General features: G+C 69.9%; 17 protein-coding genes. 11 read left to right on the top strand and 6 right to left on the bottom strand.

Features of this window, described 5'->3' with window-relative positions:
- The first annotated feature begins 70 nt into the window (after positions 1 to 70).
- From FBZ89_RS07160 to leuC, 7 genes are all read left to right on the top strand, one after another.
- The gene (locus tag FBZ89_RS07160; protein WP_145749306.1) at positions 71 to 1,294 is read left to right on the top strand and encodes a helix-turn-helix domain-containing protein; all 1,224 of its coding nucleotides are present in this window, start codon (positions 71 to 73) and stop codon (positions 1,292 to 1,294) included.
- Positions 1,294 to 2,895 carry a GH39 family glycosyl hydrolase gene (locus FBZ89_RS07155; RefSeq protein WP_186457236.1) on the top strand — a complete coding sequence of 534 codons (1,602 nt, stop codon included), beginning with the start codon at positions 1,294 to 1,296 and terminating at the stop codon, positions 2,893 to 2,895. The genes FBZ89_RS07160 and FBZ89_RS07155 overlap by 1 nt, the downstream gene beginning before the upstream one ends.
- A 140-nt stretch (positions 2,896 to 3,035) precedes the next feature.
- Positions 3,036 to 4,172: a flavodoxin-dependent (E)-4-hydroxy-3-methylbut-2-enyl-diphosphate synthase gene (gene ispG, locus FBZ89_RS07150; RefSeq protein WP_088870635.1), complete on the top strand. Its 1,137-nt coding sequence runs from the start codon at positions 3,036 to 3,038 to the stop codon at positions 4,170 to 4,172.
- Between the two features lie 177 nt (positions 4,173 to 4,349).
- Positions 4,350 to 5,435: a peptide chain release factor 1 gene (gene prfA, locus FBZ89_RS07145; protein WP_145749305.1), complete on the top strand. Its 1,086-nt coding sequence runs from the start codon at positions 4,350 to 4,352 to the stop codon at positions 5,433 to 5,435.
- 20 nt (positions 5,436 to 5,455) lie between these two features.
- Positions 5,456 to 6,334, top strand: coding sequence for a peptide chain release factor N(5)-glutamine methyltransferase (prmC, locus tag FBZ89_RS07140; protein ID WP_145749304.1), 879 nt, complete (start codon positions 5,456 to 5,458; stop codon positions 6,332 to 6,334).
- 323 nt (positions 6,335 to 6,657) lie between these two features.
- Complete coding sequence (locus FBZ89_RS07135; RefSeq protein ID WP_145749303.1) at positions 6,658 to 7,113, top strand: DUF4167 domain-containing protein; 456 nt, start codon at positions 6,658 to 6,660, stop codon at positions 7,111 to 7,113.
- Positions 7,114 to 7,383: 270 nt separating this feature from the next.
- Positions 7,384 to 8,793: a 3-isopropylmalate dehydratase large subunit gene (leuC, locus tag FBZ89_RS07130; RefSeq protein WP_145749302.1), complete on the top strand. Its 1,410-nt coding sequence runs from the start codon at positions 7,384 to 7,386 to the stop codon at positions 8,791 to 8,793.
- Positions 8,794 to 8,858: 65 nt separating this feature from the next.
- Here the strand turns inward: leuC and FBZ89_RS31875 are convergent, their stop codons facing one another.
- Complete coding sequence (locus FBZ89_RS31875; protein ID WP_281292006.1) at positions 8,859 to 8,993, bottom strand: hypothetical protein; 135 nt, start codon at positions 8,991 to 8,993, stop codon at positions 8,859 to 8,861.
- A gap of 45 nt (positions 8,994 to 9,038) precedes the next feature.
- On the opposite strand from FBZ89_RS31875, the gene FBZ89_RS07125 reads away from it, so the two are divergent.
- Positions 9,039 to 9,494 (top strand): GFA family protein, encoded by a 456-nt coding sequence (locus FBZ89_RS07125; RefSeq protein ID WP_145749301.1) that lies wholly within the window; start codon positions 9,039 to 9,041, stop codon positions 9,492 to 9,494.
- A 20-nt stretch (positions 9,495 to 9,514) separates the two neighbouring features.
- Here FBZ89_RS07125 and FBZ89_RS07120 read toward each other — a convergent pair whose 3' ends face one another.
- Both FBZ89_RS07120 and FBZ89_RS07115 read right to left on the bottom strand, forming a co-directional pair.
- Positions 9,515 to 10,060, bottom strand: a complete 546-nt coding sequence (locus FBZ89_RS07120; protein WP_145749300.1) for an NUDIX hydrolase — start codon at positions 10,058 to 10,060, stop codon at positions 9,515 to 9,517.
- A 206-nt stretch (positions 10,061 to 10,266) separates the two neighbouring features.
- Entirely contained in the window at positions 10,267 to 10,755 is a 489-nt protein-coding gene (locus tag FBZ89_RS07115; RefSeq protein WP_145749299.1) for a DUF1178 family protein, read from the bottom strand.
- 142 nt (positions 10,756 to 10,897) lie between these two features.
- Here FBZ89_RS07115 and FBZ89_RS07110 point away from each other — a divergent pair, with 142 nt between their 5' ends.
- A complete protein-coding gene (locus FBZ89_RS07110; protein ID WP_145749298.1) occupies positions 10,898 to 11,503 on the top strand; it encodes a class I SAM-dependent methyltransferase in 606 nt (201 codons plus the stop codon).
- A 68-nt stretch (positions 11,504 to 11,571) separates the two neighbouring features.
- Here FBZ89_RS07110 and FBZ89_RS30750 read toward each other — a convergent pair whose 3' ends face one another.
- The gene (locus tag FBZ89_RS30750) at positions 11,572 to 11,976 is read right to left on the bottom strand and encodes a hypothetical protein (protein ID WP_186457234.1); all 405 of its coding nucleotides are present in this window, start codon (positions 11,974 to 11,976) and stop codon (positions 11,572 to 11,574) included.
- 338 nt (positions 11,977 to 12,314) lie between these two features.
- Here FBZ89_RS30750 and FBZ89_RS07100 point away from each other — a divergent pair, with 338 nt between their 5' ends.
- Positions 12,315 to 13,133, top strand: coding sequence for a hypothetical protein (locus FBZ89_RS07100; RefSeq protein WP_145749297.1), 819 nt, complete (start codon positions 12,315 to 12,317; stop codon positions 13,131 to 13,133).
- A gap of 20 nt (positions 13,134 to 13,153) precedes the next feature.
- Here FBZ89_RS07100 and FBZ89_RS07095 read toward each other — a convergent pair whose 3' ends face one another.
- Positions 13,154 to 14,002, bottom strand: coding sequence for a tetratricopeptide repeat protein (locus tag FBZ89_RS07095; protein ID WP_145749296.1), 849 nt, complete (start codon positions 14,000 to 14,002; stop codon positions 13,154 to 13,156).
- A gap of 188 nt (positions 14,003 to 14,190) precedes the next feature.
- Here FBZ89_RS07095 and FBZ89_RS07090 point away from each other — a divergent pair, with 188 nt between their 5' ends.
- Positions 14,191 to 15,087 carry an SDR family oxidoreductase gene (locus FBZ89_RS07090; RefSeq protein ID WP_145749295.1) on the top strand — a complete coding sequence of 299 codons (897 nt, stop codon included), beginning with the start codon at positions 14,191 to 14,193 and terminating at the stop codon, positions 15,085 to 15,087.
- Here the strand turns inward: FBZ89_RS07090 and FBZ89_RS07085 are convergent.
- A complete protein-coding gene (locus tag FBZ89_RS07085; RefSeq protein ID WP_145749294.1) occupies positions 15,075 to 15,806 on the bottom strand; it encodes a hypothetical protein in 732 nt (243 codons plus the stop codon). The genes FBZ89_RS07090 and FBZ89_RS07085 overlap by 13 nt on opposite strands.
- Between the last annotated feature and the right edge of the window lie 89 nt (positions 15,807 to 15,895).

The raw sequence follows: 15,895 nt of genomic DNA, 5'->3' as shown, positions 1-15,895 counted from the left end.
CCGGCGGTTGGGACAATTCAAATACGAATTCCGGGTGCCCCCTGGGCCCTTCTGTGCTGGGACAGCCGTCATGACTGAACGCCGCGACCGTTATCGGGACATGATCGACGCTGGCCGCGCCGCCGAACCGCAGGCGCCGCGCGAAACCGTGGGCGACATCCTGCGCATGCGGCGCGAGGAACTGGGCTATGACCTGGCGGACGTGGCCAACGTACTGCGCATCCGCCGCCCCTATCTGGAGGCCATCGAGGACGGCCGCTACGGCGACCTGCCGGGCCAGGCCTACATCCTGGGCTTCCTGCGCAGCTACGCCGATCTGCTGGGCATCGATTCGGGCGACCTGCTGAACCGCTTCAAGGATGAGACGGCGGGCCACGTCCGCCCGGCGGAACTGTATCTGCCCATCCCCGTCAGCGAGAACCGCGTGCCCAGCGGCGCGCTGATCGTGGGCGCCGTCGTGCTGGCGGCGGCGCTTTACGGCGGGTGGTACCTCTATTCCTCCGCCGACCGCAGCGCCCTGGACCTGGTGCCCAAGCTGCCGGAGCGGCTGGCCCACCTGACGGGCAACAGCGACGCCTCCCCGCCGCCGGCCAACGTGCTGCCGGCCCCCGCCGTGCAGGCCCTGCTGAACCAGGCGCAGCCCACCGCACCGGAAGTGGGGGCCGCCCCCGATGCCACCGCGCCGCTGCCCGACGCCATGCCCGGCCCCGTGCCCGCGGCCCCCGGCACCGCCCCGGTCGCCGCCCCGCAGGCGCCGGCGACCAATGCCCCCGCGGGCCAGGGAAGCGCCGCGCCGGGCAAGATCGCGGCGGCGCCGCAGCCGGCCGCCCCGGCACCGGTCGCGTCCGAGGCACCGGATGACGAGGCGCCGCAGATGCCCGACCTGGGCCAGCCCAAGACCGCCGCGGCCGATCCGGACGCCGCCCCGGCCGATGCCAGCATGCGCCCCGATACCACCGCCCCTGACACCACCGCACCCGGGGCGGCGCCGGCGCCCGCCAAGGGCCGCGTCTTCGGCCAAACCGGCCCGGCCCGCGTGGTGGTGCGCGCCACGGACGAAAGCTGGATCCAGGTGCGCGACGCCAAGGGCACGCTGTGGGCGTCCCGCGTGCTGCACCCGGGCGACAGCTTCCGCGCCCCCGATGTGCCCGGCCTGACCCTGGAAACCGGCAATGCCGGCGGCGTAGTGGTCAGCCTGGATGGCAAGGACCTGGCCGCCCTGGGCGCCAAGGGCCAGGTGGTGCGCAGCTATCCCCTGCAACCGGATGATCTACAGGCTCGGGTGACTCACTGATGGCTTCCCTGTTTCGCAGCAAGGCGGCCGTCGCCGCCTGTCTTTCCGCCTGCGTGGCCCTGGCCGTGGGCCTGGCGCCCAAGGCGGCCCGGGCCGAAGGCCGCATCCGCCAGGTCGAGGTGGACGTGGCCAAGGCGACCCAGCCGCTGGACCGCTTCTACGACCTGTCCATCGGGTCCGATTTTCCGGGCACCCTGATGCGGCCGGACAGCATGGCGCAGTTGAAGACCACGCAGGATGAGCTGGGCTTCCGCTACATCCGCTTCCACGCCATCTTCCATGACGTGCTGGGCACGGTGAAGGTCGAGAACGGCACCATCACCTATGACTGGAGCAAGATCGACCAACTGTACGACGACCTGAAGGCGCGCGGGCTGAAGCCCTTCGTCGAGCTGGGCTTTACGCCCAAGGCCATGGCAACGTCGGAGAACAAGATTTTCTATTGGGAGGGCAACACCTCCCACCCCCGGCCCAACGCCTGGCGCGACCTGATCACCGCCTTCGTCCAGCACATCGAGGCGCGCTACGGCCAGGCCGAGGTGCGCAGCTGGTTCTTCGAGGTGTGGAACGAGCCCAACCTGGCGGGCTTCTGGGAAGGCGGCGACCAGCAGGCGTATTTCGCGCTGTACGACCTGACGGCCAACACCATGAAGGCCATCGACCCGGAACTGCGCGTGGGCGGCCCCGCCACCGCCGGTGCCACCTGGGTGCCGGAATTCCTGGACCATGTGGCCAAGAGCGGCGCGCCCGTGGACTTCGTCACCACCCACACCTATGGCGTGGACGGCGGTTTCCTGGATGAGGCCGGCAAGGCCGACACCAAGCTGTCGCCCTCGCCCGATGCCATCGTGGGCGACGTGCGCAAGGTGCGCCAGCAGATCGCCGCCTCACGCTTCCCCACCCTGCCGCTCTATTTCACGGAGTGGAGCACCAGCTACACCCCGCGTGACCTGGTACACGACAGCTACATCAGCGCGCCCTACATCCTGGCCAAGCTGAAGGCCAGCCAAGGCATGGTCCAGGGCATGAGCTACTGGACCTACAGCGACCTGTTCGAGGAACCCGGCCCGCCCACCGCCCCGTTCGAGGGCGGCTTCGGCCTGATGAACCGCGAGGGCATCCGCAAGCCGGCCTACTTCGCGTACAAGTACCTGCACGCCCTGCAAGGCCAGGCGGTGCCGGTGACGGACGGCGAGGTGATGGCGTCCGCGACGGAGGGCAAGGCCGCCGCCCTGGTGTGGGATTTCCAGCAGCCACACCAGCCGGTCAGCAACCGGTCCTTCTACAACAAGGTCATCCCCAACAAGGCGGCCCCGCCGGTCAAGGTGTCGTTCCGGGGCCTGAAGCCAGGCACCTACCGCCTGGCCGTGCACCGCACCGGCTTCCGCGCCAACGACGCCTATTCCGCCTACATCGACATGGGCGCGCCCAAGACCCTGTCGGCGGAGCAGCAGGCCAAACTGACCGACCTGACGCGCGACCTGCCCGAGGCGGACAAGACCGTTACCGTGGGCGCCGATGGCCGTTATGCCACCACCCTACCCATGCACAGCAACGACATCGTGCTGGTCACGCTGGATAAGGCCGCCGGCGGCAAATAGGGCAATCGCGTCGGCCGCTTAACCATTATGCACCGCGCCGTCCCGCACACGGCGCGGTGAAGCCTTGTGCGATGGCCTCTTGATCCCGGGGCCTTCCGGCAGCACTTTACCGATCAAATTCCCCCATGAGGCCAGTTCCCATGTCCACCTCCCATCGTGCGTATCGCCAGATCCTGCGCCGGACCTCCCGTCAGATTCGTGTCGGCAACGTCCTGGTCGGTGGCGACGCGCCGATTTCCGTCCAGACCATGACCAACACCCTGACCGCCGACGCCAAGGCGACGATCGAGCAGGTGTTGCGGGCCGAAGAGGCCGGCGCCGACATGGTCCGCGTCTCCTGCCCCGACGAGGAATCGACGGCGGCACTGAAGGAGATCGTGAAGGCGGTGCACGTGCCCATCGTGGCCGACATCCATTTCCACTATAAGCGCGCCATCGAGGCCGCCGAGGCGGGTGCCGCCTGCCTGCGCATCAACCCCGGCAACATCGGTTCCGCCGATCGGGTGCGCGAGGTGGTGCAGGCCGCCAAGGACCATGGCTGCGCCATGCGCATCGGCGTCAACGCCGGCTCGCTGGAGCGCGAGCTGCTGGAGCGCTATGGCGAGCCCTGCCCCGAGGCCCTGGTGGAAAGTGCCCTGACCCACGCCAAGATCCTGGAAGACCATGACTTCCGGGAGTTCAAGATTTCCGTGAAGGCGTCGGACGTGTTCCTGGCCGTGGCCGCCTACCAGGGCCTGGCCGAGGCCTGCGACTATCCCCTGCACATCGGCATCACCGAGGCCGGCGGCCTGCGCGCCGGCACCGTGAAGTCCTCCATCGGCCTGGGCATGCTGCTGTGGTCGGGCATTGGCGACACCATCCGCGTGTCGCTGTCCGCCCCCCCGGAGGAGGAGGTCAAGGTCGGCTTCGAGATGCTGAAGTCGCTGGGCCTGCGCCGCCGCGGCGTCACCGTCATCTCCTGCCCGTCCTGCGCCCGCCAGCAGTTCGACGTCATCAAGACGGTTGAGGTACTGGAGGAGCGGCTGGCCCACATCACCACCCCCATGACCGTCTCGGTCATCGGCTGCGTGGTGAACGGCCCGGGCGAGGCCACCATGACCGACATCGGCTTCACCGGTGGCGGCAAGGGCGTGCACCAGGTGTTCCTGGCGGGCCAGCCGGCCCATCGCCTGAAGGACGAGAGCATCGTCGACCACCTGGTGTCGCTGGTGGAGAAGAAGGCCGAGGAGATCAAGGCCGCCCAGGCCGCCGAGGAAGCCGCCGCTGCCGCCGAGTAGTATGAGAATGCCCGCGGCATGGGCCTTTGCTCATGCCGCCAGGCTGCCACCGCAGCCGCCGGAAGTTTCTGGGGAGCGTCAGCGGACTGGAAACTGAGGACAAGCCAAGCGGCCGGATGGCCGCGCCTGGCGCTTGAGGGGCTTTAGTCAGCCCGGACACGGGATGACGGAACGACCATGACCACATTGGAAGAACGGTTCGGGGACACGCTGGCCAAGCTGTCGGCCCGGCATGACGAGCTGCGCGACGCCCTGGCGACGGGCACGCTGGCGGCCGACGCCTACACCCGCATGAGCAAGGAGTTCGCGGAGCTGACGCCGGTAGCGGAGTCGATCGCGGACCTGCGCCGCGCCCGGTCCGACCTGGCGGATCTCGCCCGCATGGCGGAGGCGGAGGCCGATCCCGAGATGCGCGAGCTGGCGCAAGAGGAACTGATCCAGGCGGAGAAGGCCCTGCCCGGACTGGAGCGCCAGGTCATGCTGGCCCTGCTGCCCAAGGATGCCGCCGACGACAAAAACGCCATGCTGGAGGTGCGTGCCGGCACCGGCGGCGACGAGGCGGCCCTGTTCGCCGCCAACCTGTTCGACATGTACCGCCGCTATGCCGGCATCCAGGGTTGGCGTTTCGAGGTCATCGAGATCTCGGAGACCGGCCTGGGCGGCTACAAGGAAGCCATCGCCAGCATTTCCGGCCGGGGTGTGTTCCGCCGGCTGAAGTTCGAATCGGGCGTGCACCGGGTGCAGCGCGTGCCGGCGACGGAAACCCAGGGGCGCATCCATACCTCCGCCGCCACCGTGGCCGTCCTGCCCGAGGCGGAGGAGGTGGACATCCAGATCGACGAGAAGGACCTGCGCATTGACGTGTTCCGCTCCAGCGGTCCCGGCGGCCAGTCGGTCAACACCACCGACAGCGCCGTACGCATCACCCACCTGCCCACCGGCCTGGTGGTCAGCCAGCAGGATGAGAAGTCGCAACACAAGAACAAGGCCAAGGCCCTGCGCGTGCTGCGTTCCCGTCTGTATGACCTGCAGCGCAGCGCCCTGGACGCGGAACGTGCCGCCAACCGCAAGAGCCAGGTGGGCAGCGGCGACCGTTCCGAACGCATCCGCACCTACAACTTCCCCCAAGGCCGGGTGACCGACCACCGCATCAACCTGACGCTCTACAAGATCGACAAGGTCATGGCGGGCGAGGCCCTGGATGAGGTGGTGGAAGCGCTGATCGCCCAGGATGAGGCGGAGCGCCTGGCCGAACTGCAGTGAGCGGGCCCGTGGGCGCCCCGTTGCCCCTTCGCGATGTCCTGAAGGCGGCCGAGGAACGCCTCGCCGCCGCCGGCTGCGCCAGCCCCCGGCTGGATGTGCGCCTGCTGGCGGAGGAGGCGCTGGGCTGGTCGCGCACCGCCCTGCTGCTGGACGGCGACCGGCCGGTGCCGGTCGAGGCCCAGGCCGCCCTGGCCACCCTGGTCGACCGTCGGGCGGCGCGCGAACCGGTGTCGCGCATCCTGGGCAGGCGGGAGTTCTGGAGCCTGGAGTTTCGCCTGGCGCCGGACACGCTGGATCCCCGCCCCGATACCGAGACCCTGGTGGAAACCGCGTTGCGCCACCTGCCCGACGGCCAGCGCCCCCGGCGGCTGCTGGACCTGGGCACGGGCAGCGGCTGCATCCTGCTGGCGCTTCTGTCCGAGATGCCGGGCGCCTGGGGCCTGGGCGTGGACATCGTCCCTGGCGCCGCCCGCGCCGCCGCCGCCAACGCGGGGGCCCTGGGATTCGCCGGCCGCAGCGCCTTCGTGGTCGGCAGTTGGACGGACGCCCTGGGCGGCGGGACCCGCTTCGACGCCATCGTTTCCAACCCGCCCTACATCCCGGCCGCCGACATCGCCGGCCTGGAGCCGGAGGTGCGGACCTTCGACCCCCTGCGCGCACTGGACGGCGGCGCCGACGGGCTGGCCCCGTACCGTCACCTGGCCACGGTGGCCGGTGGCCTGCTGGTGCCCGGGGGCCTGCTGGCGGTGGAGCATGGCGCCGGCCAGGGGGCGGACGTGGCGGCCCTGTTCACCGCCGCAGGCCTGGAGGTGCTGGAACGGGTGGACGATTTGGCCGGCCACGACCGGGTGGTCGCCGCCCGGCGGCCGCCTGATTCCCCAAAAGACCAAGGCCCCTGACCGCTTGCGCCTACCGCGCAGGGCGGCATCGCCAAAAAAAATGTTGGATTAGCGGGATTCAGCGTTTAGGGTCATTTTGCGTGGTGAAGGCCGAAGGGGCGACGCGCCAGGTTCGAAACGGGGGACACCGTTATAGAAGCCGGGCTAGCGTTCATGGGCCAATGATGATCACCACGGCATGCCAGTTTGCCCAGCATGGCCGATCCGGTTTCCTTCCGGGTTACGGTGTGGATTCCGGGATCGGATGCGGTGGCGCGGATGATGATGTCCGCCCCCTTGGCACGGCATGCATCGAACTCCAACGGGGCTAGAGCAGCAGTCGGATGAGACAGGGACCGAACTCCAGGCGTTCGCGTGGACGCGGCGGTAACAACGGTGGCAATGCCGGCGGCAACAGCGGCGGCAATGGCGGCGGCAACAATGGTGGCGGCAACAACCGCCGCCAGAACGTGCCCCTGCGCCACCAGACCTTTGACAGCAACGGCCCGGATGTGCGCATCCGCGGCAACGCCTTCCAGGTGCATGAGAAGTACCTGGCCCTGGCCCGTGACGCCCAATCGTCCGGCGACCGGGTGGCGGCGGAAAACTATCTGCAGCATGCGGAGCACTATTTCCGCATCATCACGCAGATCAACGAGTCCGAACAGCGCCAGCGCGGCGGCGAGCCCCGGCCTTATCAGCCGCAGACGGGCTACGACGACGCCGAGGGCGGCGAGACGGGCGACGACGGCGAGGGCGATGCCCAGGCCGAAGACGAACGCGAGCCGCTGAGCGCTTAGTTGATAAAAAGCCCCGCCCGAAAGGCGGGGTTTTTATTGCCAGCTGTTTGGTTGCCTCGGACGCCGGCGGCCCTGGTCGGGGCTGGGGCCTGGGGGGTCTTCGCCGGTGCTGGGGACGCAAGAACAAATGACCGCTATGCGATCCATGGCGGTGTGCGACCCTTGTCCGCGACAGGACCGGTCGTTATTCTGCGCCTCCGTGAAACAAAAAGACCCACCGCATGGGTTTTCGTGTTTCGGAAATGTCGGTCCGCATCAGAGTGAAGATCCATGGGCAAGCCGCGCACCCTCTATGACAAGATTTGGGACAGCCACGTCGTCCACCGCCAGGAGGACGGCACCTGCGTGCTCTACATCGATCTCCACCTCGTGCACGAGGTGACCAGCCCGCAGGCGTTCGAGGGCTTGCGCATGGCCGGCCGCAAGGTGCGCCGCCCGTCCGCCACCCTGGCCGTGGCCGACCACAACGTCCCCACCAGCCATGACCGTCTGGCCGGCATCAAGAATGAGGAAAGCCGCATCCAGGTGGAGCAGCTGGCCATCAACACCCAGGAATTCGGCGTCGACTACTACGACATGTCCGATATCCGCCAGGGTATCGTCCACGTCGTGGGGCCGGAGCAGGGGCTGACCCAGCCGGGCATGACCATCGTCTGCGGCGACAGCCACACCGCCACGCACGGGGCCTTCGGCGCCCTGGCCTTCGGTATCGGCACCTCGGACGTGGAGCACGTGCTGGCCACGCAGACCCTGCTGCTGAAGCCGTCGAAGAACATGCGCATCACCGTGGATGGCGAGCTGCCCGTGGGCGTGACCGCCAAGGACGTGGTGCTGGCCATCATCGGCAAGATCGGCACCGCCGGCGGCACCGGCCATGTCATCGAGTTCGCGGGCTCCGTCATCCGCGGCCTCAGCATGGAAGGCCGCATGACGGTCTGCAACATGGCCATCGAGGCGGGCGCCCGCGCCGGCCTGATCGCCCCGGACGAGACCACGTTCGACTACCTGAAGGGCCGCCCGCAGGCGCCCAAGGCGGCGACCTGGGAACAGGCCGTCAACTGGTGGAGGAGCCTGCCCTCAGACGAGGGCGCTGTGTACGATCGCGAGGTCGTGCTGAAGGCCGAGGACATCGCCCCCATGGTCACCTGGGGCACCAGCCCGCAGGACGTGCTGCCCATCACCGCCGCCGTGCCCAACCCCGCCGACGAGGCGGATGAGCACCGCCGCGCCGCCATGGAACGCGCACTGAAGTACATGGGGCTGACGGCCGGCACGCCGCTGGACGCCATTCCCGTGGACAAGGTCTTCATCGGCAGCTGCACCAACAGCCGCATTGAGGATCTGCGCGCCGCCGCCAAGGTGGTGGAAGGCCGCCATGTGAAGGACGGCATCTACGCCATGGTGGTCCCGGGTTCCGGCCTGGTGAAGGAACAGGCCGAGTCCGAGGGCCTGGACAAGGTGTTCGTCGCCGCCGGCTTCGACTGGCGGGAGCCCGGCTGTTCCATGTGCCTGGCCATGAACGACGACAAGCTGAAGCCGGGTGAGCGCTGCGCCTCCACCTCCAACCGCAACTTCGAGGGCCGCCAGGGCCCCGGCGGCCGTACCCATCTGGTCAGCCCCGAGATGGCCGCCGCCGCCGCCCTGACCGGCAAGCTGACGGACGTGCGCACGCTGAACTGAGCGGACGCACCGGCGTGTTATGAGCGACGGCGCGGGTCCTTCGGGGGTTCCGCGCCGTTGGCGTTTCAGGCCATGCGCTTGCGGTCCAAGAGCGGCATGCGCGCCACCTGATTGATGTCGGCGGCGAACTCCAGGAAACTGGAGAATAGCCCCCAGGGACTGGATTGCGCCGCCAACACCCGCCGGGTGCTGGATGGCATCAAGCGGACGGACATCAAGGAAACGGCGGCCAAGGAGGCAGCGGAATGAGCGACGGCAAACCCGAAGGCGTCACCGGCGGCTGCCAATGCGGCGCCGTGCGTTATCACAGCACCATGACGCCGGAGGGCGTGCACTTCTGCCATTGCCGCATGTGCCAGCGCGCCGTGGGCAACGTCTTCGCCGCGCTGGCGGGGGTGCGCAAGGACACGGTGACCTGGAGCGGAACGGGCCGGCCCACCTTCTACGCCTCCTCCTCGGTGGCGGAGCGGGGATTCTGCGCCCAGTGCGGCACGCCGCTGACCTTCGCCTATCCCGACAGCGACTGGATGAGCGTCACCATCGGCAGCCTGGACAACCCGGAGGCGGTGGCGCCGGAGGTGCATTGCGGCGTGGAAAGCCGGCTGTCCTGGCTGCGCGTCCAGGACGGCCTGCCGGAGGAATACACCGATCCCAAGAGCGACCGCCTGCGCGACATGGTCAGCCACCAGGTGTATTTCTGACCCTCAGGACGTGGTGCGTCCTACAGCCCGTCCACCGGGTTGGTGGCGGGGGCGAAGGGTTGGCCGGCGCGGATGACATCCCGCCGCGCCTCATACTCGCGCAGCGCCCAGTCCACGCTGGGGAAGGCCAGGTCGGTCCAGGGGATATCGTCCCAGGCGAACAGGGCGACCGCCTGGCTTTCCGGGCCGGCGGCGATCTCCGGGCTGGTCAGCCGCGCCAGGTAGATCAGTTGCACCTGGCTGATGCGGGGGATGTTGTAGACGGCCAGCAGGGGGCCGATGGCCAGGCGGGCGCCCGCCTCCTCCCACGCCTCGCGGGCGGCGCCGTCCTGCGTCGTCTCCGCCAGTTCCATATAGCCCGCAGGCAGGGTCCAGTAGCCGATTCGCGGCGGGATGGCGCGGCGGCACAGCAGGATGCGGTCCTGCCACAGGGCGACCGAGCCCACCACGATCTTGGGATTGTCGTAGGCGATGTAGCCGCAGTCGGGGCAGACCAGCCGCTCCCTATCCTCCCCTGGCGGCACCGTGACCACGCGGGGGCCGAACGTCGGCACGGGATCGGACATGGGGCGCTCTCCCTCGCTGCTTTCCGCCACTATAGCGGGCCTGGCGCCGATACGAAGCGCTTCAAAGAGCACCTGCCCCCGAAGGCGCCAGGCGCGAAGCGCTGGCCCGCGACCGCGGGCGCCGGAACTTTCCGGGGAGCATCAGCGGACTGGAAAGTGAGGACAAGCCAAGGGGCGGATGCCCCGCCGGCGTTTGAGGAATACGATCAAGTATCGTGCTTTGGCACCCAGGGGATGCGGGCGAAGGTCACACCCTCATCCACCAGCTCCGCCGCTTCCTCGTCCGTGGTCTCGCCGTAGATGGCCTTGGCCTCGGCCTCGCCATAGTGGATCTTGCGCGCCTCCTCGGCGAAGCGGTCGCCGACATGGGTGGCGTTGGCCTCCACCTGGCGGCGCATCTCGCGCAGCAGGGACATCACCGCCGCCGGACCCTGGGCCGCGGCCTCCGCCACCGCTGCGGGCGTCACCTCGTGTGCCGGCTGCGGTGGGGCCGGAACTGGCGCCGGCGACTCTTCCACGCGGGCGCCCCGGCCCTTGGCGATGCGGGGCGCCATGGGAGCCTTGCCCACCGTGTGGTCGCCGCAAACCGCGCAGGCGACCTCACCGGCCGCGACCTGCTGGTCGCAGGCGTCCGCGTTGCGGAACCAGACGTCGAAGGTGTGGCCCTGGCCACATTTCATTTCGTAAAGGATCATGGGTGCGCGGCGGCCATCGATAACGGCCCGCCCGGTTCGGGCGGGAAAATGTCATATACAGTCTGGATGTGGGTGGGGAAAGCCACGCCCGCAACATACCCCGGCCGATGCAGCGGCCCCCAGCGCATAAGGCCCATGCCCCATGAGTCCCACACCCCCGATTTCCACGCCGCACCATGACCCTCGGGGCCAGCCCAGCGCCTGGGTCGCCCGCTTCGCGCCGCTGGTGGCCCGGGGTGGCGCCGTGCTGGACGTGGCCAGCGGCGGCGGGCGCCATGCCCGCCTGTTCCATGGACTGGGTCATCCGGTGACGGCCGTGGACATCGACCCGCGCGGCGTGGCCGACCTGGCGGGCCAGCCCGGCATCACCATCCTGCAAGCGGACCTGGAGGGCGAGGCGCCGGTGGCGCTGGGCGGACCTTACGCCGGCATCGTCGTCACCAACTATCTGCACCGGCCGCTTCTGCCCCGCCTGCCCGGCCTGCTGACGCCCGGCGGAGTGCTGCTGTATGAGACCTTCGCCCAGGGCAACCAGCGCCACGGCCGCCCGTCCAGCTCAGCCTTCCTGCTGCGCGACGGGGAGCTGCTGGACCTGGCGCGGGAAACGGGCCTGCAGGTGGTGGCGTTCGAGCAGGGGGAAACCGCCCTGCCCCGCGCCGCCGTGGTGCAGCGCCTGGCGGCGGTGCGGCCCCTGGCGGCGCCGGACCTGGACGGCGATCCGGAGCCGCGTCCGTTGCCACTGGCCTGAAACAGGAACGGCCCCGACCGTTGGGGCCGGGGCCGTCCTGGTAAGACGGGTGGGAAGGTCGGGCGCGCTTACTTCTTGGGCGCGGCCGCTTCGGTGGTCTTGGCCACCTCGGCCTTGGCCTTCTTCACATGATGGTGGGCGACCTTCTTGGTCTCGGTCGTCGCGCCCTCAGCCTTAGCTTCAGTCTTGGCCTCGGCGGTCTTCGCCTCGGTCTTCACCGCCGCACCCTTCGCCTCCACCGCCGGCTTGGAGGCTTCCGCGGTCTTGGCGACATCGGCCTTGGCGGCCGTGGCGGCGGCCTCGGGAGCCTTCTGCACCGGGGCGGCCGTGGTTGTGGCGGCCTGGGTCACGGCGGCCTGGGCGGCAGGCGCCGGGGCGGCGGGGGTGTCTGCCGCGAACGCCCCATAAGACACCATCACGGCCGCAGCGGTAGCGAGGGCCAGCAGGGGACGGCGGTGGGCGAACATGCTCATGGTCGTGATCCTTAATGATCAGAGGGGGTTTGATCGGGCGTCCCACCATCGGGGCGCAGGGTCATAGTCCCAATGGAAGGGGGCCGCCGTTCGACCGGATTGTGGCGAAGGCGGGATATGATCGCGGCCTTTCCGCCGAACTTCTTGCCGGAAGGTTAAGACTCTTCTCCGTCCCTGCCCCCGCGCCACGTGGCGGGGCAGGCACCCCACCCCGGCGGAAACGGCCCCTTCGCCGGACGGCTGAGGTCCGCTTAAGCCTTCCGGCCGCGGCCCAATTTCCACGGAACCCGCCAAAACCGCCGCCGTTAACCCAGCGCACCATCTCTTGAGGCGCCGGCATGACGACCGACAGTGACACCGACAATGAACAGGCCAATCGCGAGCAGGTGGCGAAGCTGATCCGCCTGCTGGGATCGGATTTCGAAGGCGAGGCGGTAACGGCGCTGGCCAAGCTGCGCCGCCTGCTGCCCAAGCGGGGCTTGGGCTTCAACGACGTGGGCCAGTGGATCCAGTCCCCGGCCAAGGTGGTCTATCGCACAGCCCCGCCCCCGCCGCAGTCTGACACCCGGTCGCTGGAAGACCGCATTTTGGCCTTGGAGCGCCAGCGGGAGGAGGCCTTGCGCGCCCTGCGCGTGGCCCAGACCCGCGCCGATAAGGCGGAGGGCCAGGCGGGCCAACTGGTCAGCGAGCTGGCGGCGGCCCGGCACCAGGCCCGTGCCGTAGCCCAACCGACTCGGTCGGCCAAGATGAAGCCGCGCGGCCGCTGGCGCGGCTATGTCTTGGCGGCCCTGGTGGGTGTCGCCGGGACCGTGGCGGCGCGCGCCTATATAGCCCCCGCCGGTGCCACGGGCACGGACAAGGGCCAGGCCCTGCTGTCGCGAGCCGCCCTGCTGTTCACCCCGGCCAAGGCGCATGCCGCCGTGGCGGGGCGCAGCGCCTTCCTCTATCCAGCCCCCACCAACCAGCAGGCGGCCGTGGCCCTGTTGCCCCCCACCACGGAGCTGGAGGTGCTGGCGGAAGACGTGCCGGCTGGCGGCGTCCCGGGGGGCTGGGTCAAGGTGCGCGCCCGGACCGACCGGGGCACGACCGTGGGCTATGTCGAACGGCGGCGGCTGGGTCAAGCCACCGAAATGGCGATTCGCCGCGTCCCGGGATAAGGCCCTTCAGATAAGGCCGGTCACTGGGCCTTGGGCTTGTCCTCGGTCTTGGCATCCGCCTTCGGGGCCGCCTTGGCCGGCGCGTCATCCTTCATCGGATCCTTGCCGTCCAGCCGGGCCAGGTTGTCCTGGGCCGCGGCGCCGGCGGCACTGTCGCCCGCGACCTGCGCGGCGTGGGTCCAGTCGGCCTTGGCCCCCGGCTTATCGCCCCGGTCGGCCTTGATGTTGCCGCTGAGCAGCAGGCCCTGGGCATTATCCGGATCCAGCGACAGGGCCATGCGCAGATCGCGCCCGGCCTCCACGTCACGGCCCAGTCGGTGCTTGGTCTCCGCCCGCATGACCATGGCGTCGACGCGGCCGCCATCCAGGCTGAGCGCCCGGTCCAGGTCGCGCAGCACGTCCCACCAGCGCTCCGCCCCCGCCCGTTCCGTGGCGCGGTCGATCAGCAGGTCGGGATCCTCGGGCTGCAGGCCGATGGCCTTGGTGTAGTCGGTATCGGCCTTGGCGTGTTCCTTGGCGTTGAACCAGGCCCAGCCGGCCTTGCCCCACAGTCCCGCCGTCACCTTGGGCGGCAGGCCCAGGACGGGAATCACCGCCTCCAGCGCCACCGCCGATTCCTTGTATTCCCCCCGGAACAGCTGGGCCATGGCCTGGCACAGGCGGGCATCGTTGCCGCCGCCCTTCTTTTCCCACAGCTGCGCCTCGGCATAGGCGAAGTCGGGCAGTTCCTTGGCCCGCTGCAGGCAGGTGTCGCGGTTCAGCGCCACGGGCACGGCCCCGGCGCCGGTGGCGATGCCGCATAGGATGGCGGTTATGGCCGGGGCCAGAACGCGGCTGGAAAGGTGGGGAAGCTTGAGGGTAATCATCATGGCGCCTAGAGTCCCGAACGGCGGATGGATCGCAAGTGCTTTCATCCCGGGGCCGGCCTTACGTGGCGCGGCCCCGGGTCACAGGATAGCACGGGCGGGGCCCGCCCCGGCAGGCGCGGGTCCCTGCCATCCTGAAGGTGCGGGGGTCACGGGCAAGCACCCCAATTGGTTAACGGAGCCTGGTCGCCATGTCGCATCCCCCCCTCCCCGGCCGCCTGTTCTGCTTCGGCCTGGGCTTCAGCGCCACGGCCCTGGCCCGCCGCCTGCTTGACGCCGGCTGGCAGGTGGCCGGCACCTGCCGCACTGCGGAGAAGGCGGCGGCCCTGCGCGCCCAGGGCATCGAGGCCCACGTCTTCAGTCCCGACAAGCCGTTGGAGCCAGGCGCCCTGGCCGGCACCACCCACCTGCTGGACTCGGTGCCGCCCACGGCGGAGGGCGACAGGGTGTTGGCGGCCCTGACGCCCGACATCCTGGCCCTGCCCAACCTGCGCTGGGTGGGCTATCTCTCCACCACCGGGGTCTATGGCAACAAGGACGGCGGCTGGGTGGACGAGTCGGCGCCCGTTCAGCCGGCGACGGAGCGGGGCAGGGCCCGTGCGATGGCGGAGGCGCAGTGGATGGCCCTGCATGACGCCCACGGCCTGCCCGTCCATCGCTTCCGCCTGCCCGGCATCTACGGCCCCGGCCGCAGCGCCTTGGACCAGATGCGAGCGGGAACCGCCCGGCGCGTGGACAAGAAGGGCCAGGTGTTCAGCCGCATCCACATCCACGATCTGGGCAGCGCCCTGATGGCCAGCATGGAACGGCCCAACCCCGGCGCCATCTACAACGTGGCCGACGACCACCCCTGCCCCTCCCCCGACGTGGTGTCCTACGCCGCCGAGTTGCTGGGACTGGAGCCGCCGCCGCTGGTGCCCTTCGACCAGGCCAACCTGTCCCCCATGGCCACCAGCTTCTATGGCGAGAACAAGCGCATCGCCAACGCCCGCATCAAGGCGGAGCTGGGGGTCAGTCTGCGCTACCCCAGTTATCGCGAGGGGTTGGCCGACCAGCTGGCGGCCGAAAGGGCGGCTCACCGCCCCTGAGGCGCCGCCGGGGCGTAGGCCGAGAAGGTGACGCGGGCCGTCTGCGTCGCCTTCTGCGCCACGTCCAGCCCCCCGCCCTCGGCCAGGGCGCCGTCCGCCGTCTTGGCCATGGCCATCATCGGTGCGCGAGGCGCCATGCCGCCGCTCATCACCGGGGCGTTGAAGTCCACCCGGCCGACGCGGAAGTCGCGGCCGGGAAAGGCGGCGTTCAGGCCCTTCATCTCCTCCGTCACGCGGCGGTACAGCGCCTCTCGCAGGCGGGTGCGCACGGCCTCCTGCTCCGCCAGGGTGGGGGTGAAGTCCACGCCCTCCACGCGGATCTGCAGGCCGGCACGGCTGGCCTGGCGGGCGCGGTCGGCCAGGCCGCCGAGCTGGGCCTCCGGCAGGCGGGCCTCAAGCGCCGCCCGCCAATGATCCAGGCCGGCGGCGTCCTGCTGCCGGTCGAAGGAGACGACGCGCCACTCTCCCTTGTCGGACACGGCCTGCGCCGCCTTCAGCACATCGGCGCGGGCGGAGCCGGCGTTGCCGCCGCCGGCATCCACCGTCAGCGACACCCGCGCCGTGTCGGTCTTCACCCAATCCTCCGCCGTCAGGGTCAGGGTCACCTGGTCCTGCACCGGCTGGGCCGCCATGACCTGCGCCGTGGCGGGGGCGGCGGCCAGGGGCAGGGCCGCCAGGCTGGCGGTCGCGATCAGGGATGCGGCGATCAGGCTACGCATAGGGGTTCCCATCCGTTCTTGGGCCGGCGCGGAATGCACCGGCGGCCCCCTGCTTGTGGCAAAGGGTCGCGGCGGATTTATGGCGGGAA

Source organism: Nitrospirillum amazonense, assembly GCF_007828045.1.
GTDB classification, from domain to species: domain Bacteria; phylum Pseudomonadota; class Alphaproteobacteria; order Azospirillales; family Azospirillaceae; genus Nitrospirillum; species Nitrospirillum amazonense_C.
This window is presented reverse-complemented; position numbering and strand designations above follow the sequence as displayed.